General features: G+C 66.6%; 18 protein-coding genes and 1 tRNA gene. 12 read left to right on the forward strand and 7 right to left on the reverse strand.

Going from position 1 to position 22984, the window contains the following annotated elements; genetic code table 11:
• Window positions 1-13: 13 nt before the first annotated feature.
• A complete protein-coding gene (locus tag CFB50_RS13070; RefSeq protein ID WP_089446164.1) occupies window positions 14-1474 on the reverse strand; it encodes an aminotransferase-like domain-containing protein in 1461 nt (486 codons plus the stop codon).
• A 230-nt stretch (window positions 1475-1704) separates the two neighbouring features.
• On the opposite strand from CFB50_RS13070, the gene CFB50_RS13075 reads away from it, so the two are divergent.
• The 7 genes from CFB50_RS13075 to CFB50_RS13110 all read left to right on the forward strand — a co-directional run bounded on the left by CFB50_RS13075 (window position 1705) and on the right by CFB50_RS13110 (window position 10060).
• Entirely contained in the window at window positions 1705-2397 is a 693-nt protein-coding gene (locus CFB50_RS13075) for a VOC family protein (RefSeq protein WP_089446165.1), read from the forward strand.
• Between the two features lie 54 nt (window positions 2398-2451).
• On the forward strand, window positions 2452-3360 hold the full coding sequence (locus tag CFB50_RS13080; protein WP_089446166.1) for a DMT family transporter: 909 nt from the start codon (window positions 2452-2454) through the stop codon (window positions 3358-3360).
• Between the two features lie 151 nt (window positions 3361-3511).
• The gene (locus tag CFB50_RS13085; RefSeq protein WP_089446167.1) at window positions 3512-4693 is read left to right on the forward strand and encodes an aminotransferase-like domain-containing protein; all 1182 of its coding nucleotides are present in this window, start codon (window positions 3512-3514) and stop codon (window positions 4691-4693) included.
• Window positions 4694-4735: 42 nt separating this feature from the next.
• The gene (locus CFB50_RS13090; RefSeq protein WP_011352811.1) at window positions 4736-5194 is read left to right on the forward strand and encodes a RidA family protein; all 459 of its coding nucleotides are present in this window, start codon (window positions 4736-4738) and stop codon (window positions 5192-5194) included.
• A gap of 13 nt (window positions 5195-5207) precedes the next feature.
• Window positions 5208-6089: a PhzF family phenazine biosynthesis protein gene (locus CFB50_RS13095; RefSeq protein ID WP_069249342.1), complete on the forward strand. Its 882-nt coding sequence runs from the start codon at window positions 5208-5210 to the stop codon at window positions 6087-6089.
• 219 nt (window positions 6090-6308) lie between these two features.
• The gene (locus tag CFB50_RS13105; RefSeq protein ID WP_069248548.1) at window positions 6309-8648 is read left to right on the forward strand and encodes a bifunctional diguanylate cyclase/phosphodiesterase; all 2340 of its coding nucleotides are present in this window, start codon (window positions 6309-6311) and stop codon (window positions 8646-8648) included.
• A gap of 203 nt (window positions 8649-8851) precedes the next feature.
• Window positions 8852-10060, forward strand: a complete 1209-nt coding sequence (locus CFB50_RS13110) for a chromate transporter (protein ID WP_089446168.1) — start codon at window positions 8852-8854, stop codon at window positions 10058-10060.
• A gap of 66 nt (window positions 10061-10126) precedes the next feature.
• On the opposite strand, the gene CFB50_RS13115 is transcribed toward CFB50_RS13110, so the two are convergent.
• Window positions 10127-10573, reverse strand: a complete 447-nt coding sequence (locus tag CFB50_RS13115) for a multidrug/biocide efflux PACE transporter (RefSeq protein WP_071334964.1) — start codon at window positions 10571-10573, stop codon at window positions 10127-10129.
• A 113-nt stretch (window positions 10574-10686) separates the two neighbouring features.
• Here CFB50_RS13115 and CFB50_RS13120 point away from each other — a divergent pair, with 113 nt between their 5' ends.
• Complete coding sequence (locus tag CFB50_RS13120; RefSeq protein WP_089446169.1) at window positions 10687-11571, forward strand: LysR family transcriptional regulator; 885 nt, start codon at window positions 10687-10689, stop codon at window positions 11569-11571.
• Window positions 11572-11624: 53 nt separating this feature from the next.
• On the opposite strand, the gene CFB50_RS13125 is transcribed toward CFB50_RS13120, so the two are convergent.
• The 5 genes from CFB50_RS13125 to CFB50_RS13145 form a co-directional block, all read right to left on the reverse strand.
• Window positions 11625-12083: a CopD family protein gene (locus CFB50_RS13125; RefSeq protein ID WP_089446170.1), complete on the reverse strand. Its 459-nt coding sequence runs from the start codon at window positions 12081-12083 to the stop codon at window positions 11625-11627.
• A gap of 250 nt (window positions 12084-12333) precedes the next feature.
• Window positions 12334-14655 carry a DNA topoisomerase IV subunit A gene (gene parC, locus CFB50_RS13130; protein ID WP_089446171.1) on the reverse strand — a complete coding sequence of 774 codons (2322 nt, stop codon included), beginning with the start codon at window positions 14653-14655 and terminating at the stop codon, window positions 12334-12336.
• A 69-nt stretch (window positions 14656-14724) separates the two neighbouring features.
• Window positions 14725-16707: a DNA topoisomerase IV subunit B gene (locus CFB50_RS13135; RefSeq protein ID WP_011352819.1), complete on the reverse strand. Its 1983-nt coding sequence runs from the start codon at window positions 16705-16707 to the stop codon at window positions 14725-14727.
• A 241-nt stretch (window positions 16708-16948) separates the two neighbouring features.
• A complete protein-coding gene (locus CFB50_RS13140) occupies window positions 16949-18898 on the reverse strand; it encodes an ATP-binding cassette domain-containing protein (RefSeq protein ID WP_069248554.1) in 1950 nt (649 codons plus the stop codon).
• Window positions 18899-19207: 309 nt separating this feature from the next.
• Complete coding sequence (locus CFB50_RS13145; RefSeq protein ID WP_089446172.1) at window positions 19208-19612, reverse strand: DUF4399 domain-containing protein; 405 nt, start codon at window positions 19610-19612, stop codon at window positions 19208-19210.
• Window positions 19613-19811: 199 nt separating this feature from the next.
• Here CFB50_RS13145 and CFB50_RS13150 point away from each other — a divergent pair, with 199 nt between their 5' ends.
• The 4 genes from CFB50_RS13150 to CFB50_RS13165 all read left to right on the forward strand — a co-directional run bounded on the left by CFB50_RS13150 (window position 19812) and on the right by CFB50_RS13165 (window position 22972).
• Window positions 19812-19994: a rubredoxin gene (locus CFB50_RS13150; RefSeq protein ID WP_006398668.1), complete on the forward strand. Its 183-nt coding sequence runs from the start codon at window positions 19812-19814 to the stop codon at window positions 19992-19994.
• A 155-nt stretch (window positions 19995-20149) separates the two neighbouring features.
• Window positions 20150-20224, forward strand: a tRNA-Arg gene (locus tag CFB50_RS13155).
• A 163-nt stretch (window positions 20225-20387) separates the two neighbouring features.
• The gene (locus CFB50_RS13160; protein WP_089446173.1) at window positions 20388-21602 is read left to right on the forward strand and encodes a tyrosine-type recombinase/integrase; all 1215 of its coding nucleotides are present in this window, start codon (window positions 20388-20390) and stop codon (window positions 21600-21602) included.
• Between the two features lie 101 nt (window positions 21603-21703).
• Entirely contained in the window at window positions 21704-22972 is a 1269-nt protein-coding gene (locus tag CFB50_RS13165; RefSeq protein ID WP_089445088.1) for an IS256 family transposase, read from the forward strand.
• The last annotated feature ends 12 nt before the right edge of the window (window positions 22973-22984 follow it).

Raw genomic sequence — 22984 nt, forward strand, 5'->3', positions numbered from 1 at the left:
GTGCCGCGCCGCGTCATGATGCGCGGCGCACGGCCGAATCGATATAGCGCGACAGCAGCGCCGGCAGCGCCGGATCGCCGCAGTTCGCGACGTTGAAGCGCATCCACGTGGACGGCGATTGCTGCGGCGAGAACAGGCTGCCCGGCGTCAGCAAAAAGCCGGCCTCGTGCGCGACCGCCGCGAGCGCGTCCGAGTCGACACCCGTGTCGGCCCACAGGAACATCCCGGCTGCCGGCATCGTGAAAAGGCCGAGCCCCGTGCGCTCGAGCATCCGCGCGGTCTTGTCGCGCACCCCGTCGAGCCGCGCGCGCAGCCGCTCGACGTGGCGCCGGTAATGCCCTTCGGTCAGGATCTTGTACAGCACGCGCTCGTTGAGCTCGGGCGTCGTCATCCCGACCAGCATCTTCTGATCGGTGACCGCCTTCGCGATCTCCGGCGCGCACGCGACATAGCCGACCCGCAGGTTCGCCGCGAGCGTCTTCGAATAGCTGCCGAGGTAGATCACGCGCTTCAACTGATCGAGGCTCGCGAGGCGCGTGGCCGGATAGCTCGGCGGGCACAGGTCGCCGTACACGTCGTCCTCGACGACGAGGAAGTCGTATGCCTCCGCGAGCTTCAGGATCCGGAACGCCTGCGCGGCCGATAGCGACGTGCCGGTCGGGTTCTGCAGCACCGAATTGATCACGAGCATCTTCGGCCGCCACATCTGCACGAGCGTCTCGAGCGCGTCGAGATCGGGGCCGTCCGGCGTGTACGGCATCCCGACGAGCTGCGCGCCCTGCGCCGCAAAGCGGCCGAACATCTGGAACCAGGCCGGATCGCCGACGATCACCGCATCGCCGGGCTTCACGTAGATCCGCGAGATCAGGTCGATCGCCTGCGTGATCCCCGACACCAGCACGATCTGTTCGGGCTTCGCGCCGATTTCCACTTCGGCGAGGCGCGTCTGCAGTTGCTGGCGCAGCGGCAGGAAGCCCTGCGCGGTGCCGAAGCCGAGCATCTGCGCACCGGACTGGCGCCCGAGCGCACGCAGCGCACCGGTGATCAGTTCGCCGTCGAGCCAGCGGCCCGGCAAATAGCCGAGACCCGGCCCCTTTTCCGGGCTGACGGTGTGCAGCATGTTGCGCAGCAGCCAGACGACGTCGATCGTGTTGTGCACCGGCGCGGCCTCGGCCACGCGCGCAACGCTGTCGGCCGGCTGCGGGCCGGCAGCCGTGCGCTCGCGCACGTAGAAGCCCGAGCCGCGCCGCGAGTCGAGGTAACCCTGCGCGACGAGGCGCTCGTACGCCTCGACGACGGTGAAGCGCGACACGCTCTTGTCGAGCGCGAGCTTGCGGATCGACGGCATCCGCATGCCGGGCCGGAACACGCGTTCGTCGATGCGCCGTCGCGCCCACTGGACAAGCTGGTCGACGAGCGTGAGCGTGGCCGTGTCGTGCGGCACGGGAATCTGGGCGAGTGGGACGGTGGACATGGGCGGCAGCTCCAACTGTACCGAAGGCTATCGCGCCGATTGTACCGTTACTGTGCCGGTAGCGACGATTACAGTTGACCGGAATGGCGACCGTGCGGCCACCGTTCCGGCCCCGCCGCACTTGGCGCCGCGCCCACCGGCCCGCATCGCGGCCGGTACGCCGGCCGGTCCGGCTACCGCCCGGCGCATCGCCTGCCCACCATGACACTTTCGCTTCCCGACCGACGTTCATGCCAGCCCGCTCCCTGACACTCGACCATCTCGTGATCGCCGCGCGCACGCTCGACGAAGGCGTCCGCCATGTCGCCGACGCGCTCGGCATCGAACCGGCCGGCGGCGGCCGCCACCCGCTGATGCGGACCCACAATGCGCTGTTCGGCGCGTGGGGCGGGCTCTATCTCGAAGTGATCGCGATCGATCCCGATGCGCCTGCGCCGAACGCCGGCGCCGAGCCGCCGCGCGCGCGGCTGTTCGGGCTCGACGAGCCGGCCATGCACGCGCGGCTTGCGCAAGGCCCGTTTCTCGCGCACTGGGTCGCACGCGTCGAGCGTCCGCGCCAGCTCGCGCTGTGGCAAAGCCAGTACCCGGCGCGCATCCCGCCGGTCGTCGCGATGCGGCGCGGCGACCTGAGCTGGGGCCTCACCGTGCCCGACGACGGCACGTTCCCCGCGTGGCAAGGCGCGGGCGACGGCCTCCTGCCGTCGCTGATCCAGTGGGACAGTGCGCGCCACCCGGCCGAATCGCTGCCGGGCGACGGCGTCGCGCTGAAGGCGCTCAAGGGCGTCCACCCGCGTGCGGACACGATCCGCGAGCAGCTCGACTGGCTCGGCGCCGCCCACCTGCTCGAACTCGAAGCCGCCGACGGCCCGCCCGCGCTGGTCGCCGAATTCGACACGCCGCAGGGTGCGCGCACGCTGCGCTGAACGCCCCGCCGCCCCCAACTACACCCATACCGGCAACACGGAGACACCCATTTCATGAATTCGCGCGAAACCCGGGGCATGCTGCTCGGCCTCATCGGCGTGATGATTTTCAGCCTGACGCTGCCGATGACGCGCATCGTCGTCGCCGAACTCCACCCGCTGCTCAACGGGCTCGGCCGCGCGCTCGCCGCCGCGGTACCGGCCGGTTTGCTGCTGTGGTGGCGCCGCGAGCCGCTGCCGACCCGCACGCAGCTGAAAAGCCTCGCGATCACATCGCTCGGCGTGATCATCGCGTACCCGGTGTTCTCCGCATGGGCGATGAAATCGGTACCGGCCTCGCACGGCGCGGTGGTCAACGGCCTGCAGCCGCTGTTCGTCGCGCTGTATGCGGCGTGGCTGTCGCACGAGCGGCCGTCGAAGGCGTTCTGGGCCAGCGCGGTGGCCGGCAGCGCGCTCGTGATCGCGTTCGCGCTGCGCGACGGCGGCGGCACCGTGCAGGCCGGCGACGCGCTGATGCTCGTCGCGGTCGGCATCGGCGCGCTCGGCTATGCGGAAGGCGCGCGCCTCGCGCGCCAGATCGGCGGCTGGCAGGTGATCTGCTGGGCGCTCGTCGTGTCCGCGCCGTTCCTCGTACTGCCGGTCGGCTGGCTCGCGTGGATGCAGCATGCCGCGCATCCGGGCCCGCTTGCGCTGCGCACGTGGCTCGCCTTCGGCTACGTGACCCTCTTTTCGCAATTCATCGGCTTTTTCGCGTGGTACGCGGGGCTTGCGATGGGCGGCATCGCGCGCGTCGGCCAGGTGCAATTGCTGCAGATTTTCTTCACGATTGCCTTTTCCGCGCTGCTGTTCGGCGAAACGGTGACGCCGTCGACATGGCTGTTCGCGGCCGCGGTGATCGCCACCGTGGTGCTCGGGCGCCGCTCGGCGGTCGCCACCGCCGCGCAACCGGCTCGCGCCGGCTGAACAGCTGCGCCATAATGGACGTTTTGCCTGATCGGTTTGCCCACCCGGCCGCGAAGGCTCGATCGCGCTCGTGCCCGCCCACCCGGCGGCGTCGAAGCGATGCGCCCGAACGACCTTTCTTGACTGACCACGATATCCGAACGAGGAGACTATGAATCCGAGCGACCTGCATCCGCCGCACTGGCAGCTTTCCGAACGCGCACGCAAGCTGACGAGCTCTGCCATCCGCGAAATCCTGAAGGTCACGGAACGCCCCGAGGTCATCTCGTTCGCCGGCGGCCTGCCCGCCCCTGCCACGTTCCCGGCCGAACGCATGCGCGCCGCCGCCGATCGCGTGCTGCGCGACGCGCCGGCCGCCGCGCTCCAGTACAGCGCGACCGAAGGCTACCTGCCGCTGCGCGAATGGATCGCCGAACGCTACAGCGTGCGCGTGTCGCAGGTGCTGATCACGACCGGCTCGCAGCAGGCGCTCGACCTGCTCGGCAAGGCGCTCGTCGATCCGGGCAGCCCGATCCTCGTCGAAACCCCGACCTACCTCGGCGCGCTGCAGTCGTTCTCGCTGTACGAGCCGCGCTACGTGCAGGTGCCGACCGACGAGCAGGGCCTGCTGCCGGACGGCCTCACGCCCGCACTCACGCAAGGCGCGCGCCTGCTGTACGCGCAGCCGAACTTCCAGAACCCGACCGGCCGCCGCCTGCCCGTCGAGCGCCGCCGCGCGCTCGCCGCGTTCGCGCAGTCGAGCCCGTTCCCGGTGCTGGAAGACGATCCGTACGGCGCGCTGAACTACCGCGGCGAGCCGCTGCCGACGATGCTGTCGATGGCGCCCGATCACATCGTGCACCTCGGCACGTTCTCGAAGGTGCTCGCACCGGGCCTGCGGATCGGCTACATCATTGCGCCCGAGGAACTCCACTTCAAGCTCGTGCAGGCCAAGCAGGCCACCGACCTGCACACGCCGACGCTCACGCAGCGCATCGCGCACGAAGTGATCAAGGACGGCTTCCTCGACGAGCACATCCCGACGATCCGCGAGCTGTACAGCGCGCAGTGCGACGCGATGCTCGGCGCGCTCGAGCGCCACATGCCGGAAGGCGTCACGTGGAACCGCCCGGAAGGCGGGATGTTCATCTGGGTGAACCTGCCCGCGCAGATCGACACCATGAAGCTGCTCGCCACGGCCGTCGACAATCACGTCGCGTTCGTGCCGGGTGCGCCGTTCTTCGCGGACAACGCGCAGCAGAACACGCTGCGCCTGTCGTTCGTGACGGTGCCGCCCGAGAAGATCGAGGAAGGCGTCGCGCGCCTCGGCAAGCTGCTGCGCGAGCGTCTCTGATCCCCTTTTTCCTGTCACGACTCTCTACGAGGAATCGAATCCATGGCTAACGTCTACGACAAGCTGAAGTCGCTCGGCATCGAGCTCCCGACCGCCGGCGCACCGGCCGCCGCCTACGTGATGAGCGCGCAAACCGGCAACACGGTCTTCCTGTCGGGCCACATCGCGAAGAAGGACGGCAAGGTCTGGGCCGGCAAGCTCGGCGCGGATCTGCAGACGGAAGACGGCAAGGCCGCCGCCCGCTCGATCGCGATCGACCTGCTCGCGACGCTGCACGCACACACCGGCGACCTGAACAAGGTCACGCGCATCGTCAAGCTGATGAGCCTCGTCAACTCGACGCTCGACTTCACCGAACAGCACGTCGTGACGAACGGCGCGTCGGAACTGATCGCGGAAGTGTTCGGCGACGCCGGCAAGCACGCGCGCTCGGCATTCGGCGTGGCGCAGATCCCGCTCGGCGCGTGCGTCGAGATCGAGCTGATCGCCGAAGTTGCGTAACGAACGCAGCACGATGCCCGGCCGTCTCGTCCGTTTCAAGCAGGTCGACGTGTTCACGTCGGTGCCGTTCAAGGGCAACGCGCTCGCCGTGGTGTTCGACGCCGATTCGCTCGGCGACGACGACATGCTCGCGATCGCCCGCTGGACGAACCTGTCGGAAACGACGTTCCTCTGCACGCCGACTGATCCGGAAGCCGACTACCGCGTCCGGATCTTCACGACGGAGGGCGAACTGCCGTTCGCAGGCCACCCGACGCTGGGCACCGCGCATGCGTTTCTGGAAAGCGGCGCGCGGCCGCGCACGCCGGGCCGGCTGATCCAGCAGTGCGGGGTCGGCCGGGTCGCGCTGCGCGAGCAGGCCGACGGCTGGGCGTTCGCCGCGCCGCCGGCACGCGTCACGCCGCTCGACCGTTCAGACTACGCGGCGCTGGCTGCCGCGCTGCGCAGCGACGCGCTCGATCTGGATGCCGAGCCGTGCGCGGTCGACAACGGCGCGCCGTGGCTGGTCGTGCGGCTGAAGTCGGCCGATGCCTGCATCGGCCTGACGCCCGATCCGGCCGCGCTGACGGCGCTCACGCACCGCTACGGCACGGACGGCCTCGCGGTCTACGCGCCGCACGCCGAAGGCGGCCCCGCGACGTTCGAAATCCGCTGCCTGATGACGGGCGGCAATTTCGGCTTCGGCGAGGATCCCGTCACCGGCAGCGCAAACGCCGCGCTCGCCGGGCTGCTGACGCGGCAGGAACGCCGCCCCGGCCAGTCGTATACGGCCCGCCAGGGTACGGCGATCGGCCGCGACGGCCGCATCTTCGTCAGCTATGACGAAGACGGCACCACATGGATCGGCGGCCATGTCGTCACCGTCGTCGACGGCACCTTCCTGTCACCCGCCTGACATTTCGCGATGTGCGATGGCGCCGGCCCGCCCGGCGCCCCCTCCGATTCGCCCAACTATCGCAAAAACGTTCCAACCAGTAATATCGGGCCTAATCCGTTGTTTCGGAGGTCTGTCCATGGTTGCGTGTCCCGCGAACGAACAGACGTCGGGACAATCCCAACCCATAGTCAGCCATCCAGACGGGTGGCGCACGCGAGCAGGACGCCACCCTCTTCGATGAGCTCCGCCCGGTCCAACCACACGCCGCCGACCCGGCCGCTACGCGCGCCGCGCAAATCGCGCCGGCGTGCGCTCTTTGCGATCCCGCTGCTCGGGATGCTGGCGCTCGCGCTGCTGTGGGCCGTGATCATCGCACGTCTGTCGGTGGAGAAGGACAGCGCGTACAAGGAAGCAGCGGCTTCCGCCGCGATCCTGTCCTCCGCGCTCGAGCAGCATACGGTCAAGGCGATCCACCAGGTCGACCAGATCACCCGCTTCGTCAAGTTCGAATTCGAGAAATCGCCCGCCCGCTTCAACCTCGCCAGCGCCGTCGAGAAAGGCGTCGTGCCGAGCGACACGCTGATCCAGGTGTCGCTCGTCAACGCGAAGGGCATCCTGTTCGCGAACACGGCCGAGCTGCATCCGCAGCCGATCAACTTGGCCGACCGCGAGCACTTCAAGGTCCACCTCGCGCACAACGACGACCGCCTGTTCATCAGCAAGCCCGTACTCGGCCGCGTGTCGAGCCACTGGACGCTGCAGATGACCCGGCGCCTGAACAACCCGGACGGCAGCTTCGCGGGCATCGTCGTCGTGTCGGAAGACCCGAGCTACTTCACCAACGACTTCTACAACAACGCGGCGATCGGCAAGGAAGGCGTGATCGCGGTGGTGTCAGATACGGGCGCGGTGCTCGCGCGGCGCACGGGCTCGGTCAGCAACGCGCCCGGCGCGTTTTCCGCGTCGGGTGTTTACCCGATCGCCGAGCGCGTGACGGGCACGATCATCGACCCGATCGACGGCGTGACGCGCATCGTGTCGTACCGCCACCTCGACGGCTACCCGCTCGCGGTGATGGTCGGGCTGTCGCAAACCGAGGAATTCGCGGACTACTACCACACGCGCAACGTCTACCTGCTGATGACGAGCTTCATCACGCTCGCGATGCTCGCGTTCTTCGGCGTCGCGACGGGCCTGATCGGGAAGCTGCTCGGCCGTGAGCGCGAAATGACGCAGCTCGCCGAATACGACCTGCTCACCGGCCTCGCGAACCGCTATGCGACGCTGCGCGGGCTGCGCAACGACGTGTCGATGCCGGCGAGCCTGTCGCGGCTCGGGCTGCTGTTCATCGATCTCGACAACTTCAAGACCGTCAACGATACGCTCGGCCACAACGCCGGCGACATCGTGCTGCAGATGACCGCGTCGCGCCTGGCCGATGCGGTCGGCGACGAAGGCTCGCTCGCGCGCATCGGCGGCGACGAGTTCGTCGTGGTGATGAAGGGCGACGACGTCGAGCGGCGCGCGGTGCGGCTCGCGGAAGCGATCATCCGGATGTTCGGCGAACCGTTCGACGTGCGCGGCAGCTCGTTCGTGCTGCATGCGAGCATCGGCATCGCGCTGCACACGGTGGCGAACGAAAGCGAGATCGACCTGCTGAAGAAGGCCGACCTCGCGATGTACAGCGCGAAGGACGCCGGCAAGAACTGCTACCAGTTCTATGCGCCGCACCTGTCGCACCGCGCCGACCACCTGATGCGCTGGGAACAGCAACTGCGCGTCGCGCTCGCCGAGGGGCAGCTGTTCCTCGCGTACCAGCCGAAGATCGACCTCACGCACCGCCACATCACCGGCTTCGAAGCGCTCGCGCGCTGGGATCACCCCGAGCACGGCGTCATCTCCGCGAACGAATTCATTTCGATTGCCGAATCGACCGGCCTGATCGTGCCGATCGGCGACTTCGTGATCCGCACCGCGTGCGAGCAGATCGCGCGCTGGCGCGACGACGGCCACGACACGCTGACGCTCGCGGTCAACATTTCGCCCGTGCAGTTCTGGCGCGGCGACCTGATCGAGACGATCTCGCAGGCGATACAGGACACCGGCATCGACGCGAACCGGCTCGAGATCGAGATCACCGAGACCGCGATGATGGAATATCCGGAGCTCGTGTCCGAGAAAATCGTCGCGTTGAAGAAGCTCGGCATCCGGATCGCGCTCGACGATTTCGGCACCGGCTATTCGTCGCTGTCGTACCTGCACCGCTTCTCCGTCGACACGCTGAAGGTGGACCGCTCGTTCGTGCAGGCCATCCCGAACGATCGCAGCGTGTGCGTGATGGTGTCGTCGATCGTGCATCTCGCGCGCTCGCTCGGCCTGACCGTCGTCGTCGAAGGCACGGAAACCGAGGAGCAGATCACGTGGCTGGCCGCGCTCGGCGAGATCGAGGCGCAAGGCTTCCTGTTCTCGCGACCGGTGCCCGCCGACGCGATTCCCGCGCTGATCGCACGCTTCGGCGTGCGCGGCGAACATCCGAACGTCGTCGCGCATCGCGCGACCGGCAGCACCGGCGCCTGAGCTCCGCACCGCTGCAGCCTGGACGTGCATTGCGCACTGCCGCAATTATTTCGTTTTCCGATCGAATCGTTTGGTTCATTAACTAGCGTTTTCGCGCATGGCAGTGTCATGATGTGCGGTGGACAATCGGGAGGGCCGACGTGTCGGCGGGCCGCCGGCCTGGTCACATACGAGAGATTTGGCGCTGTGCCATCCACACAATCATGACAACCGTCGAAGTCGAAGCGACCGCTCGTGTCGAAGAGGCACCGGCATCCCTATGGACCTTGTTCAAGGTCGTCGCCAGCATTTCGGCCGTCTCGTGGGGCGGGCTTTCGATGATGGCGCAACTCGAACGCCATTACGTGGAGCGGCTGCGGCGCATCGAGCCGCACGTCTTTGGCGATCTCGTCGCGCTCGCGTGGCTCGTGCCGGGCCCCGTCGGCTGCAACGTCGCGGTGCAGGTCGGCCAGACGCTGCACGGCCGCGCCGGGGCATGGGTCGCCGGCATTGCGAGCGTGCTGCCGTTCTCCATCCTGATGACGCTGTTCGCGATCTTCTATCAGACGCCGCTCGTGCGCTCGCTTGCCGCACCGGTGCTGATCAATCACTTCGGGATGGTGCTCGCCGCGCTGATCGGCGTCACGTGGGTCAAGCAGTTGCGCTCGCTCGCGCGCACGCGGCTCGAACAACTGATCGCCGCGCTGTCGACGATTCTGCTCGGTTTCGCCCATAATCCGGCCGCCTTCGTCGGGATTCTCTTCGCTGCGTTCGCGGCCGGCTGGCTGACGGGGCCGCCGCAACGCGACGCGGTCGATTTCACGTTGTCGACCCGCGACCGCAACCTGCTCGTGCTGCTCGGCGTACTCGTCACGCTGTTCGCGGTGCCGCTGCCCGGCGATTACCAGGCAACGCTGCTGTGGCCGCGTCTCGCCGGCGCCGGCATGACGCTGTTCGGCGGCGGATTTTCCGCGCTGCCCGTGCTCAAGACGCTGTTCGTCACGCCCGCAACGGGCATCTCCGATCACGACTTTACGCTGGCGTTCGCGCTGTCGCCTGTCGCGCCGGGGCCGCTGCTGAACGTCGTCCCGTTTCTCGGCTACCTGACCGACGGCTGGGTCGGCGCGCTGCTCGCCACGGCCGCGCTGTTCATTCCGTCGGGGTGCCTCGTCGTGTTTGCGCAGAACCACCTGTTCCGGCTCAAGCGCCATTCGCGCTTCGAGCACGGGATGCGCCTGCTGCGCGCGGCGACGACGGGCTTTCTCGTTGTCGCCGTCGTGAAGATCCTGCATCGCGAACCGGCCGACCCGGTTTACTGGCTGACGGGCGCCTTCGCGACGCTGTGCTTCACGCGCTTCAAGGTGCCCGTCTATGCCGTGTACGGCACGGTCGCGGTTGCTTGCGGCGTGTGGCTGCTGGCCGCCGCGCGCTGACAGGCGGCGGCCGCCCTCCAGCCGCGCGCTACCGGCATTCGCCGCGCTCGCCCGTCCAGCCCGTCCTCAACCTGCCTGCACCGCGACCCGGCGTGCCATCCAGCGGGCGCGCAACGCGTCGTAAGCGAGGTTGAAGCAGAACGTGTAAGGCAGGAAGAACAGCACGATGCCGAGGTCGAGCAGCAGCGCCTCGACAAGGCTCACGTTCAGCCACCACGCGGCGACCGGCACTACCATCGCGACGAGGCCGAGCTCGAACGTGACCGCATGCGCGATCCGCATGCCGAGCGTGCGGGTCAGCCCCGCGCGACGCTCGAAGCGGTCGAACAGCGTATTGAACGCCATGTTCCACGCCATTGCGATCAGCGACACCATCACCGTCAGCACGCCGACGTGCGACACCGGCATGTCGAGCAGCCACGCGCCGATCGGCGCGCACAGCGCGATCGCGACCAGCTCGAACGTCAGGGCATGCAGCAGCCGTTCCGTCACCGTTTTGTTGACCTGTTTCATGATTCCCTCCGATTCGTCTACTTCGTTCATGGTCGCCATTTTGATCGGCGAAACCGGGTGAATCCAGTTTGATATCATCGGTTTTACCGATATATCGTACTCAGGAGCACCGCATGCGCCATGCCCCCGAAGCCCTGCTCGCCTTCGCCGAAGCCGCGTTGCTCGGCTCGTTCACGGCCGCCGCGCGCAAGCTCGGCAAGCGCCAGTCGACCGTGTCGGAGGCGATCGCGAATCTCGAGATCGATCTCGGCGTGCAGTTGTTCGACCGCTCGACGCGCGCACCGACGCTGACCGATGCAGGGCGCGCGCTGCTGCCGCGGGTGCAGCGCGCGCTCGAGGCCGGCGCGGCGATCGACCGCACGGCCGCGCGGCTCGCGCGTGGCGAGGAAGCGCGGCTGACGCTCGTCGTGTCCGATACGTACCAGTCGAAGCGCTACGAGGAAACGTTGATGGCGCTCGAACGGCGCTTCCCGGCGCTCGAGCTCGAATGCCAGATCGCCGAGCACGAAGACGTGCTCGACCTGATCCAGCAGGGCCGCGCGCAGCTCGGGCTGATGGCCGCGCGCGCGGCCTACCCGGCCGACATCGGCGCGGCGACGATCGCGGAGGAGTCGGAAATCGGGCTGTTCGTCGGCCGCACGCACGCGCTCGCCGAATACGGCGACGCCGACGTGCCGCACGCCGCGCTGCGCGACGTGCGCGAACTGCGCCTCAATACCTATGTGAAAACGGAAGGACGCGGCGCCGACGACCGGATCGTCGTCGGCACGCAGCACTGGCTGGCACCGAGCTACCTGATGCTGCTGGAGATGGCCGTGCTGGGGTTCGGCTGGGCCGAACTGCCGCGCTGGATGGTCGACCACTTCGCGCGCGATCGCCTGTGCGAACTGCGTGCGCGTGGCTGGCCGCGCCGTGTGCGGGTCGATGCGGTCTGGTCGCGCAACCGGCCGCTCGGCCCGGTCGGCTCATGGCTGCTCGATGCGATGCTGGCCGCGTAGCGGTGCTTGCCGGCCCACCCGCGGCTGCGCGCGGGCCGGCCGGCTCCGGTCAATCAGAAACCGCGCGACAACACCGCCGCGCCGATCGTGACGACGCCGAGCACGAGGTTCACGAGGACGAGCAGCCGCACCGTATTCACCGCGCGCGCGCCGTCCGGCCACTTCTGCGCCTGCACCGCACGGCGGATGCGCGGGAACAGCGCGAACCGGATATGCCCGAAGATCAGCATCATCACGACGCCGAGCCCGGCCATCGCGTGCAGCGACCACGTCGCGTGCGCACCGCCGAACTGCACGAGCAGGAAGCCGCCGGTCAGCAGGATCACGATCACGGAACCCGATACCCAGTTGAAGAAGCGGCCGAACACGCCCTCGATCAGCGGCAACCGAAGCTGCGGCGACAGGTCGGACAGCGCCGGACGCAGGCAGAAGTTGGCGAAGACCATCCCGCCCACCCACACGGCGACGGCCAGCAGATGAAGAAACAGCGCGACGGAGATAGCATGGGACATGACGGCAATCCTGTGAGGAGGTGGGTGCGGCGAACGGCCGCGTCGCACGCGGCATCGAGCGACGTTCGACCCGATTGTCGCTGCGCGGTTCAGACCCCAGGCGCGATTTCACACTATTTTGCAAGTTCCGCGTGACAGCGCCACGCTTGCTTACCCGAATCCCCCCTCCAAAAGAAAAAGCCGCACGTCCGCCGGAGCGGAGGTGCGGCCTTCGATCGCGACCGAGCCGGACGATCGAACGTGTGCAGCGTCAGCCGAGCAGCGGACGCAGTTCGCTGACGACCTTGAGCTTCGTGTCCGGCGCGCGGCCCTTGCGCGCGCGCTTGCCGACGTGCGGCGCCAGCCCCGCATACGACAGCGTCTCGTCCATCGCCTTGCCGCCGCGGCCGGTGCCGATCAGCACGACGCCGGCCGGATCGATCGCGAGCGCCTGCACGAGCGTTTCCTTGTCGTCGAGCGCCATCAGGATCACGCCGCGACCGCCGCCGGACAGCGTCTTCATCTCGTCCATCCCGAACACGAGCAGGCGGCCGCCGCTCGACAGGCACGCGACCTGCGTCGCGTTCGGCAGCACCGGCATCGGCGCGAGCGGCACCGCACCTGCGTCGATCGTCATGAACGCCTTGCCGGCCTTCACGCGGCTCACCATGTCGCCGACCTTCGCGAGGAAGCCGAAGCCGTTGCTCGACGCGAGCAGCAGTTGCTGGTCGGCCGGCGCCGCGAAGTAGTGCATCAGGTGCGAGCCCGATTCGAGCTCGATCAGCGACGTGACGGGCACGCCGTCGCCGCGCCCGCCAGGCAGTACCGACACGTCCACCGAGTACACGCGGCCGCTGCTGCCCCATGCGATCAGGCGGTCCGGCGTGCGGCACTGGAACGCCGCGTACAGGTGGTCACCCGCCTTGAACGTGAAGCCGGCCGGATCGAGCCCGTGGCCCTTCAGCGCGCGCACCCAGCCCTTCTGCGACACGACGACCGTGACCGGCTCGTCGACCACCTTCGCCTCGAACGTCGCGCGCTTTTCCTGCTGGATCAGCGTGCGGCGATCGTCGCCGTACTGCTTCGCATCGGCCTCGATCTCCTTGATCATCAGCCGCTTCATCGCGCTTTCGTTCGCGAGCAGTTCCTCGAGCTTCGCCTTCTCGTCGCGCAGCGCTTCGAGTTCCTTCTCGATCTTGATCTTCTCGAGCCGCGCGAGCTGGCGCAGCCGGATTTCGAGAATGTCTTCAGCCTGCCGTTCGCTGAGGCCGAACGCGCTCATCAGCGCGGCCTTCGGCTCGTCCGACTCGCGGATGATGCGGATCACCTCGTCGATGTTCAGGAAGACGATCATCCGCCCTTCGAGGATGTGGATGCGGTCGTCGACCTTCGCGAGGCGATGGCGGCACCGGCGCGTCATCGTCAGCTGGCGGAACTTCACCCATTCGTCGAGGATCGTCAGCAGGCCCTTCTGGCCCGGCCGGCCGTCGGCGCCGATCATCACGAGGTTCAGCGTCGCATTCGATTCGAGGCTCGTGTACGCGAGCAGCGTGTTCACGAATTCCGTCTGGTCGATCGTGCGCGACTTCGGCTCGAACACGAGCCGCACCGCCGCTTCCTTGCCCGACTCGTCGCGCACCGCGTCGAGCAGGTCGAGCATCGCCTTCTTCGTGTTGAGCTGTTCGGGCGTCAGCGTCTTCTTGCCGAGCTTGATCTTCGGGTTCGTCAGCTCCTCGATTTCCTCGAGCACCTTCTGGCCCGACGTGCTCGGCGGCAGCTCGGTTACGACGAGCTGCCACTGGCCGCGCGCGAGATCCTCGATCTTCCAGCGCGCGCGCACCTTCAGGCTGCCGCGGCCGGTTTCATAGGCCGCCGCGATTTCGGCGTCGCTCGAGATGATCTGGCCGCCGCCCGGGAAATCCGGCCCTGGAATCAGGTTCATCAGCTCCGCGTGCGAGAGCTTCGGATTGCGGATCAGCGCGACCGCCGCGCCCGCGACTTCACGCAGGTTATGCGACGGGATTTCGGTCGCGAGACCGACCGCGATGCCCGACGCGCCGTTCAGCAGCACGAACGGCATGCGGCTCGGCAGCGTCTTCGGCTCCTCGAACGAGCCGTCGTAGTTCGGCATGAAGTCGACCGTGCCCTGGTCGATCTCGTCGAGCAGCAGCTTCGCGATCGGCGTGAGGCGGGCTTCGGTGTACCGCATCGCCGCCGCGCCGTCGCCGTCGCGCGAGCCGAAGTTGCCCTGCCCGTCGATCAGCGGGTAGCGCAGCGAGAAGTCCTGCGCGAGACGCACCAGTGCGTCGTATGCCGACTGGTCGCCGTGCGGGTGGTATTTACCGAGCACGTCGCCGACCACGCGTGCCGACTTCACCGGCTTCGCGTCCGGGCCGAGGCCCATTTCGTTCATCGCGAACAGGATCCGGCGCTGCACCGGCTTCTGGCCGTCGCACACGTCGGGCAGCGCGCGGCTCTTCACGACGCTGACCGCGTAGCTGAGATACGCCTGCTCCGCGTAGTTGCCGAGCGTCAGCGCGTCGGCGTCCGGTGCATCGGAGCTGGCGAAGAGATCGGAAGTGTTGTCGTCCATCTGAATTCCGTATTCGTAAGTGGCGTGAGGCCGCGCCGGGCGTCGTGCCCGGCCGCGCAGGTGTTCGGCTTAGATGTCCGCTTCGACGTCGTTGCCCTTTTCCTCGAGCCATCCGCGTCGCGCGGCTGCCTCGCCCTTGCCCATCAGCATCGTCATGCGTGCGACGGTCGCCTCGTAGTCGAGCTCGCCGAGCTTCACCGGCATCAGGCGGCGCGTATCGGGGTTCATCGTCGTATCCCACAGCTGCTCGGCGCTCATTTCGCCGAGACCCTTGAAGCGGCTGATGCTCCATTGCGTCTCGCGCACGCCGTCCTTGCGCAGCTTGTCGAGGATCGCCTCGAGTTCGCCGTCATCCAGCGCATAGAGCTTCTGCGCGGCCTTCTTGCCGCGCGCGGGCGCGTCGACGCGGAACAGCGGCGGGCGCGCGACGCACACATGGCCGCGCTCGATCAGTTGCGGGAAATGCTTGAAGAACAGCGTGAGCAGCAGCACCTGGATGTGCGAGCCGTCGACGTCCGCGTCCGACAGGATGCAGATCTTGCCGTAGCGCAGGTTCGACAGGTCGACGCTTTCATCCGGGCTGTGCGGATCGACGCCGATCGCGACCGAGATGTCGTGCACCTCGTTGTTCGCGAACAGCCGGTCGCGCTCGGTTTCCCACGTGTTCAGCACCTTGCCGCGCAGCGGCAGGATCGCCTGGTACTCCTTGTCGCGACCCATCTTCGCGGAGCCGCCTGCCGAGTCACCCTCGACCAGGAACAGCTCGTTGCGCGCGATATCTTCCGTCTCGCAGTCGGTCAGCTTGCCGGGCAGCACCGCGACGCCCGAGCTCTTGCGCTTCTCGACCTTCTGGCCCGCGCGCGTGCGCGCCTGCGCCTGCTTGATCACGAGTTCGGCGAGCTTCTTGCCGTGCTCGACGTGCTGGTTCAGCCACAGCTCCAGCGCCGGGCGCGAGAACGACGACACGAGCTTCACCGCGTCGCGGCTGTTCAGGCGCTCCTTGATCTGCCCCTGGAACTGCGGATCGAGCACCTTCGCGGACAGCACGAACGACACGCGCGCGAACACGTCTTCCGCGAGCAGCTTCACGCCCTTCGGCTGCAGATTGTGCAGTTCGACGAAGCTTTTCACGGCCTGGTAGAGACCGTCGCGCAGGCCGGATTCGTGCGTGCCGCCGGCCGGCGTCGGGATCAGGTTCACGTACGACTCGCGCACGAGCGAGCCTTCCTCGCTCCATGCGACGACCCACGACGCGCCCTCGCCTTCGGCGAAGGTGTCGTCGCCCGAACGCGAATCAGCAAAGCGCTCGCCTTCGAACAGCGGGATCAGCAGCTCGCTGCCGTTCATTTCGTCGAGCAGGTAGCCGCGCAGGCCGTCTTCATATTTCCACGTCTGGCGTTCGCCCGACTTCTCGTTGACGAGCACGACCTCGACGCCCGGCAGCAGGACGGCCTTCGAGCGCAGCAGGCGCTGCAGTTCGCCAAGCGGCAGGTTCGGCGAATCAAAATACTTCGGATTCGGCCACACCTGTACCCGCGTGCCGGATTTCTTCTCGCCGCGGCCCGCGCCCTGCGTCGCGAGCGGTTTCACGACATCGCCTTCGGCGAAGCCGAGCTCCGCGATCTTGCCGTCGCGCCAGACCGTCACGTCGAGGCGCGTCGCCAGCGCGTTCGTCACCGACACGCCGACGCCGTGCAGGCCGCCCGAGAACGTGTAGGCGCCGCCCGCGGCCTTGTCGAACTTGCCGCCCGCGTGCAGGCGCGTGAACACGATCTCGACGACCGGCACGCCTTCTTCGGGGTGCATGCCGAACGGGATGCCGCGGCCGTCGTCCTCGACCGAGACCGACTGGTCGGCGTGCAGCGTGACGGTGATCTGCTTGCCGTAGCCGCCGAGCGCCTCGTCGGACGCGTTGTCGATGACTTCCTGGATGATGTGCAGCGGATTCTCGGTACGGGTGTACATGCCGGGCCGCTGCTTGACCGGCTCGAGACCCTTGAGCACCTTGATCGATGCTTCGCTATAGGCCGCGCTGGGTTTCTTCGTTGACATAGGCGCTGAATTTCGTCATTCATCGGGACGTTGTCCACACCTCGTGTGGATAACGTCGTGGACAAAACGTTGAGTTCCGTAAAAAAGCGAATCGAAACAACGGTGTGCTTGGACTGCTCCGAAAGCGGGCGCGCGGCGTGCGCTGCGCTGCCCGGGACGCGCGGTATTCTACTGGTTCCGCGTGGCACGCCAATCGCGGAATCGCGCGCAGCGGCCGCCGGCCGCGCGGCGCGTCCGCGTTTTACGCGGGCTTGCGCTTCGCCTCGAGCGTTTCCCACCGTTCGAGCGCTTCGAGCAATTCGTCGTCGATCGCCGCGAACCGCTCGGTCAGGCGCGTGCCTTCCTGCGGATCCTTCGCGAAAATCGAGCCGTCTTCGAGCCGCGCATTGATCGTCTTCTGCTCCTCTTCCAGCGCCGCGATCTTCTCCGGCAGCGCATCGAGCTCGCGCTGCTCGTTGAACGACAGCTTCACCGTGCGTTGCGTGTTGCGGCCCGCGGCGCTTTTCGCCGCCTCTTCCTTGACCGGCGCGGCTTCCTTGACCGCTCGCTTCGCAGCTTCCTGCTGCGCGAGCTGATCCGCGCGCGCGCTCTGGATCTGCCAGTCGCTGAAACCACCGACGTATTCGCGCCACTTGCCGTCACCTTCGGCCGCGATCACCGACGTCACGACGTTGTCGAGGAACGCGCGATCGTGGCTGACGAGCAGCACCGTGCCGTCGTAGTCGGCCAGCAGTTCCTCGAGCAGTTCGAGCGTCTGGATGTCGAGGTCGTTGGTCGGTTCGTCGAGCACCAGCACGTTGGCCGGACGCGCGAACAGGCGCGCCAGCAGCAGCCGGTTGCGCTCGCCGCCCGACAGCGACTTCACCGGCGAACGCGCGCGCTCCGGCGCGAACAGGAAATCGCCGAGATAGCTCATCACGTGCTTGCGCACGCCGCCGATCTCGACCCATTCGCTGCCGGGACTGATCGTATCCGCCAGGCTCTTCTCCTGGTCGAGCTGTGCACGCATCTGGTCGAAATAGGCGACCTGCAGGTTGGTGCCGATGCGCACCGTGCCTTCGTCGGGCTTCAGTTCGCCGAGAATCAGCTTGAGCAGCGTCGTCTTGCCGGCGCCGTTCGGGCCGATGAAGCCGATCTTGTCGCCACGCATCACCGTCGTCGAGAAACGATCGACGACCGCGCGGCCGCCGTAGCGCTTCGTCACGTCGGTCAGTTCCGCGACGATCTTGCCGGACTTCTCGCCCTGCGCGACATCCAGCTTCACGTTACCCAGCGTGTTGCGGCGCTCCGCGCGCTCGTTGCGCATCTGCACGAGCCGCGCGATGCGGCCGACGCTGCGCGTGCGGCGCGCTTCGACGCCCTTGCGGATCCACACTTCTTCCTGCGCGAGCAGCTTGTCGAACTTCTCGTTTTCCACGCGCTCGATTTCGAGCTGCTGTGCCTTGCGCGTCTGGTACGCGGAAAAATTGCCCGGGTACGACAGCAGCCGGCCGCGATCGAGATCGACGATGCGCGTCGCGACGCGGTCGAGGAACGCGCGATCGTGCGTGATGAACAGCAGGCCGGCGCGCTGCGCGACGAGCAGCTCTTCCAGCCAGCGGATGCCGTCGAAGTCGAGGTGGTTGGTCGGTTCGTCGAGCAGCAGCACGTCCGGCTGCAGCACCAGTGCGCGCGCCAGCGCGACGCGCTTCTGCATCCCGCCCGACAAGGCGTCAACAGGTGCATCGACGTCCGCCAGGCCGATCTGCGCGAGCGTCATCGACACGCGCGTGCGCCAGCTCCACGCGTCGTGCGCATCGAGCGACGACTGCAGCGCGTTCATCCGCGCGAGCAGCGCATCATGCTCGGCGCCTTCGGGTATATCCGCGAGGCGATGCGCGATCGAATCGTATTCTTCAAGCAGTTCGCGCGTGTGCGCGAGCCCCGATGCGACTGCATCGAACACCGTCGCGCCCGGCTCGAATTCGGGCTCCTGCGGCACGTAGACGGTCACGAGTTCCTGCTGGCGCGTGACCAGCCCGTCGTCGGGCTTCGCGAGCCCGGCGACGATCTTCAGCAGCGACGACTTGCCCGCGCCGTTGCGGCCGATCAGGCCGACGCGCTCGCCGGCTTCCAGCGAGAAATCCGCGTGATCGAGCAACGCGACGTGACCGAACGCGAGCTGCGCGCCGGAAATGGAATAGAGCGACATGGGGAGACGGCGAAGAGAGAAATCGGAAGCGCCCATTGTACCGGTCGCGGGCGGCGTCACCGGCATGGCCGGACGGATAAGGCCGACAAACGGGTTGGGAGGCGGGTTGGAACCTGCATTTGACGGCTGGCAGGCGGCCATCGACGCGCAGCGACGCGATGCGATGGCGCGCCGGGTGCGGCCGGCTTCCGGCAGCGGACGCCGGCCGCGAATTCCGAGCGAAAGGGCCAACGTCGGCCGGATGCCTGCAGCCGGCCGATCGCCCCTCCCGCGCCGGACGCCTCGGGCGCCCGTACGCGGCACACGCAGTTACTTCACGTTGACCGTGATCGTCGAGCTCAATTCGGGGCCGTACGAGCGGTGGATGCCGTCGCCCAACTGCAGCGTCAGCGTGTGCTGGCCGGGCGGCAGCTTGATGTCGGTTTCGGTCTGGGCCTTGCCGAAGTGCAGCGAACGCTCGCTCGCGGGAATCACATCGCCCTTCGGAATCGGCCGGCCGTCGATCAGCAGGTGATGATGGCCACTGTTCGGCGTGTGGTCGCCGGCCGGTCGAAGCTCCATTCCTTCGAGCCCGAACTTCACATGCACCGGGTTCGACACCGTCGCGCCCTCGCTCGGCGCTTCGAAATACACGCGCGCCTCGGCCCGCGCCATCGTCGACACGGCCATCGCCGCCACACATACCGCACCTGCGATCCACTTTCTGTTCAGCATCGCATTCTCCTTATGATTGGATAGCCCGCGAAGCATACACCGCACGCACGGGATATGTGTTTCGGTTGCGTTGTTCGCGATGCGTACGTTTAAAACGACGTTGCGGAGCCGTTCGACGAAATTCCGGTACCATTGCGCCTTTCGTCCGCCGGCCAGGCCGCGGACGGCATCACCGGATTTCCATTTTCCCGAGCGCTACATGAGTGAAGTAACCGAATACCAGAGCTGGGTCTGCCTGATTTGCGGGTGGGTCTACAACGAAGCGGAAGGGCTGCCCGACGAAGGCATCGCGCCCGGCACCCGCTTCGCCGACATTCCCGCCGACTGGCGCTGCCCGCTGTGCGATGTGGGCAAGGAAGATTTCGTCGTCGTCGATTTCTGATTCGCTGACACGCTGATTTCCGATCGCGGCTGATTGCGCGATCACGCGTGTCGGCATGCATTCCGCCCCGCCGACGCGCCGCGCGTTTGTTATACTCTGCGCGCTGTCCACACTGCCGTCCGGTTCGCGTTTTTTGCGTTTCCCCGGACATGGCTCTCCCCGTAGTTCAATGGATAGAACAAGCGCCTCCTAAGCGCTAGATACAGGTTCGATTCCTGTCGGGGGGACCAGTCATGCCCCAAACCTCCCCCAAGATTCACAAGAAACTCCCCGCTCAAGCCCGTCTGGCGGCCTTCTCGCGCCCATCGTTACCCAACATTGCTCAGTGACAGCCAGAGAAAGTGTTGGTATTTTTGTTGGTATCAGCAGATACCAACAACACAGATACCAACAATGCCTCTCACTGACATACAGGTACGGAACGCAAAGGCCAGCGCCGCACCGTACAAACTCACGGACGGCAACGGGATGTTCTTGCTCGTCCAACCGAACGGCGCGAAGTACTGGCGCTTGTCCTACCGCTTCCTTGGCAAGCAGAAGACGCTCGCCCTCGGCGTGTATCCGGCCGTCACGCTTGCGACGGCACGGAAGAAGCGCGACGAGGCCCGCGAGCAGATCGCGGCCGGCACCGATCCGGGCGAGGCGAAGAAGGACGCAAGACGGGCCGCCGAAATCGCGGCGGCCAACTCGTTCGAAGCGGTAGCCCGCGAGTGGTTCGACTCTCAACGTCCGGGCTGGAGCGACGGCTACGCGGAGAAGGTGTTGAATTCGCTTGAGGTCGACGTGTTTCCGAAGATCGGCCCTCGCCCAATCACGGAGATCGATTCGCCGCAGATGCTCAGCATCGTTCGCGAGGTCGAGGCGCGCGGCGTGCGCGAGACGGCGAAGCGGATTCTCCAGCGCTCGCGCGCGGTCTTCCAGTACGGGATCATGACGGGGCGATGCTCCAGGAATCCAGCGGCCGACATCGATGCGCAGACGGTCTTGAAGAAAGGTCCGGGCGTACAGCACATGGCACGCGTCAAGGCGACGGAGATCCCGCAGCTCATGCGCGACATTGACGCCTACCAAGGCGACCTAGTTACCCGGCTCGCGCTCCGCCTGATGGCGCTGACCTTCGTGCGGACAACGGAAATGATCCGTGCAGAGTGGTCAGAGTTTGACGAAGCCGCCGCAGAATGGCGCGTGCCGCCGGAACGCATGAAGATGCGCGATCCGCACATCGTGCCCCTATCGCGGCAGGCACTCGACGTGCTCGCCCAGCTTCGCGCGCTCAACGGCCAGCATCGATTCGTGTTCTACAGCGTGCAGGGCCGGAGCCACATATCGAACAACACCATGCTTTACGCACTCTATCGCATGGGCTACAAGTCGCGAATGACGGGGCACGGGTTTCGCGGCCTTGCGGCTACGGCTCTGCGTGAACTTGGCTTCGGCCGAGACGTTGTAGAGCGCCAGATGGCACACGCCGAACGCAATCAAGTGACGGCCGCGTACGTTCACGCTGAATACCTACCGGAACGCAGACGAATGATGCAGGTGTGGGGAGATCACCTCGACAAACTTAAAGCCGGGGCGGAAATCATCCCGATCGCGGCGGCAAGATAGAGCCGTGCCGCCGCGCGTATGAGCCTGAGTCAGATCAGGTCCGGAGCCTGTCAGATTTTTAGTGTGCCGAGGTCATGAGACGATAACGGAAATAACGTCCTATGACCGATGTAACAGTGACCAAGAAGAGCAAGAACCCGAAGGCGCCGAAGCTGTTCCCCGATGAGCTAATCGATCAACTGCTTGCCCAGGTACAGAGCAAGGACGCCGAGTCGATCCTGGGCGAATCGGGCCTGGCCGGCCAGCTCAAGAAGCAGCTGGCCGAGCGCATGCTTGCAGCCGAGTTGAGCCACCATCTCGAAGCCGAGGCCGAGCAAGGCAAGGCCGGCAACCACCGCAACGGCACCAGCCCCAAGACGGTCCTGACGCCCAACGGCGAGCTGAAGCTGGATATTCCGCGCGATCGGCAGGCGACGTTCGAGCCGCAATTGGTCGGCAAGTATCAACGCCGGCTGCCTGGCTTCGACGACCACGTCATCAGCATGTATGCGCGCGGCATGAGCGTGCGCGAGATTCAGGGCCATCTGCTGGAACTGTACGGACTGCAGGTGTCGCCCGACCTAATTTCGACAGTCACCGACGAGGTGCTGGCCGACGTCGAGCAATGGCAGCAACGCCCGCTCGAGGCCATGTATCCGATCGTGTACTTTGACGCGCTGCGACTGAAGATACGCGACGAAGGCACGGTCAAGAACAAAGCGGTCTATCTGGCGCTGGGCATCCGCGCCGACGGCCGCAAGGAAGTACTGGGTTTGTGGATCGAGCAAACCGAAGGCGCCAAGTTCTGGCTGAAGGTCTTCAACGAGCTGAAGAACCGCGGTTTGCACGACATCCTGATCGCGGTGGTCGACGGTTTGCGCGGCTTTCCCGAAGCGATCGAGGCGGTCTATCCGGCCGCCCAGATCCAGACCTGCATCGTGCATCTGATCCGCAATTCGCTGAATCTGGCGAGCTGGAAGGACCGCAAGCCATTGGCCGCCGCGATCAAGCCGATCTACCAGGCCGCCACGGCCGAGGCGGCGGCAGCGGCGCTGGATGCCTTTGCGCAAAGCGAGTGGGGCCGCAAATTCCCCACCGTCGCGGCCATGTGGCAGCGCCAATGGGAGCAGGTAATACCCTTCTTCGCCTATCCGCCCGAGGTGCGTCGAATCGTATATACGACCAACGCCATCGAGAGCATGCACATGCAGTTGCGCAAGATCGTAAAGAATCGCGGCCACTTCCCGAGCGACGAAGCCGCCAGCAAACTGCTGTTTCTTGCCTTGCGCAACATCGAAAAGGATTGGAAGATGCCGCCTATCACCTGGCGGCAAGCAGTCAATCAGTTCGCCATTCTGTTCGGCGAGCGATTCACCTCCGCCATCAGCTGAGATTTTTAACCG

Source organism: Burkholderia sp. AU33423 (assembly GCF_002223135.1).
In the GTDB taxonomy this organism is placed as follows: Bacteria; Pseudomonadota; Gammaproteobacteria; order Burkholderiales; family Burkholderiaceae; genus Burkholderia; species Burkholderia lata_D.

Coding starts and splice junctions, on each gene's coding strand:
- CFB50_RS13070 (WP_089446164.1), bottom strand. CDS start 1,474: ATGTCCACCGTCCCACTCGCCCAGATTCCCGTGCCGCACGACACGGCC.
- CFB50_RS13075 (WP_089446165.1), top strand. CDS start 1,705: ATGCCAGCCCGCTCCCTGACACTCGACCATCTCGTGATCGCCGCGCGC.
- CFB50_RS13145 (WP_089446172.1), bottom strand. CDS start 19,612: ATGCTGAACAGAAAGTGGATCGCAGGTGCGGTATGTGTGGCGGCGATG.
- CFB50_RS13115 (WP_071334964.1), bottom strand. CDS start 10,573: ATGAAACAGGTCAACAAAACGGTGACGGAACGGCTGCTGCATGCCCTG.
- CFB50_RS13090 (WP_011352811.1), top strand. CDS start 4,736: ATGGCTAACGTCTACGACAAGCTGAAGTCGCTCGGCATCGAGCTCCCG.
- CFB50_RS13125 (WP_089446170.1), bottom strand. CDS start 12,083: ATGTCCCATGCTATCTCCGTCGCGCTGTTTCTTCATCTGCTGGCCGTC.
- CFB50_RS13095 (WP_069249342.1), top strand. CDS start 5,208: ATGCCCGGCCGTCTCGTCCGTTTCAAGCAGGTCGACGTGTTCACGTCG.
- CFB50_RS13105 (WP_069248548.1), top strand. CDS start 6,309: ATGAGCTCCGCCCGGTCCAACCACACGCCGCCGACCCGGCCGCTACGC.
- CFB50_RS13110 (WP_089446168.1), top strand. CDS start 8,852: ATGACAACCGTCGAAGTCGAAGCGACCGCTCGTGTCGAAGAGGCACCG.
- CFB50_RS13140 (WP_069248554.1), bottom strand. CDS start 18,898: ATGTCGCTCTATTCCATTTCCGGCGCGCAGCTCGCGTTCGGTCACGTC.
- CFB50_RS13120 (WP_089446169.1), top strand. CDS start 10,687: ATGCGCCATGCCCCCGAAGCCCTGCTCGCCTTCGCCGAAGCCGCGTTG.
- CFB50_RS13135 (WP_011352819.1), bottom strand. CDS start 16,707: ATGTCAACGAAGAAACCCAGCGCGGCCTATAGCGAAGCATCGATCAAG.
- parC (WP_089446171.1), bottom strand. CDS start 14,655: ATGGACGACAACACTTCCGATCTCTTCGCCAGCTCCGATGCACCGGAC.
- CFB50_RS13085 (WP_089446167.1), top strand. CDS start 3,512: ATGAATCCGAGCGACCTGCATCCGCCGCACTGGCAGCTTTCCGAACGC.
- CFB50_RS13080 (WP_089446166.1), top strand. CDS start 2,452: ATGAATTCGCGCGAAACCCGGGGCATGCTGCTCGGCCTCATCGGCGTG.
- CFB50_RS13150 (WP_006398668.1), top strand. CDS start 19,812: ATGAGTGAAGTAACCGAATACCAGAGCTGGGTCTGCCTGATTTGCGGG.
- CFB50_RS13165 (WP_089445088.1), top strand. CDS start 21,704: ATGACCGATGTAACAGTGACCAAGAAGAGCAAGAACCCGAAGGCGCCG.
- CFB50_RS13160 (WP_089446173.1), top strand. CDS start 20,388: ATGCCTCTCACTGACATACAGGTACGGAACGCAAAGGCCAGCGCCGCA.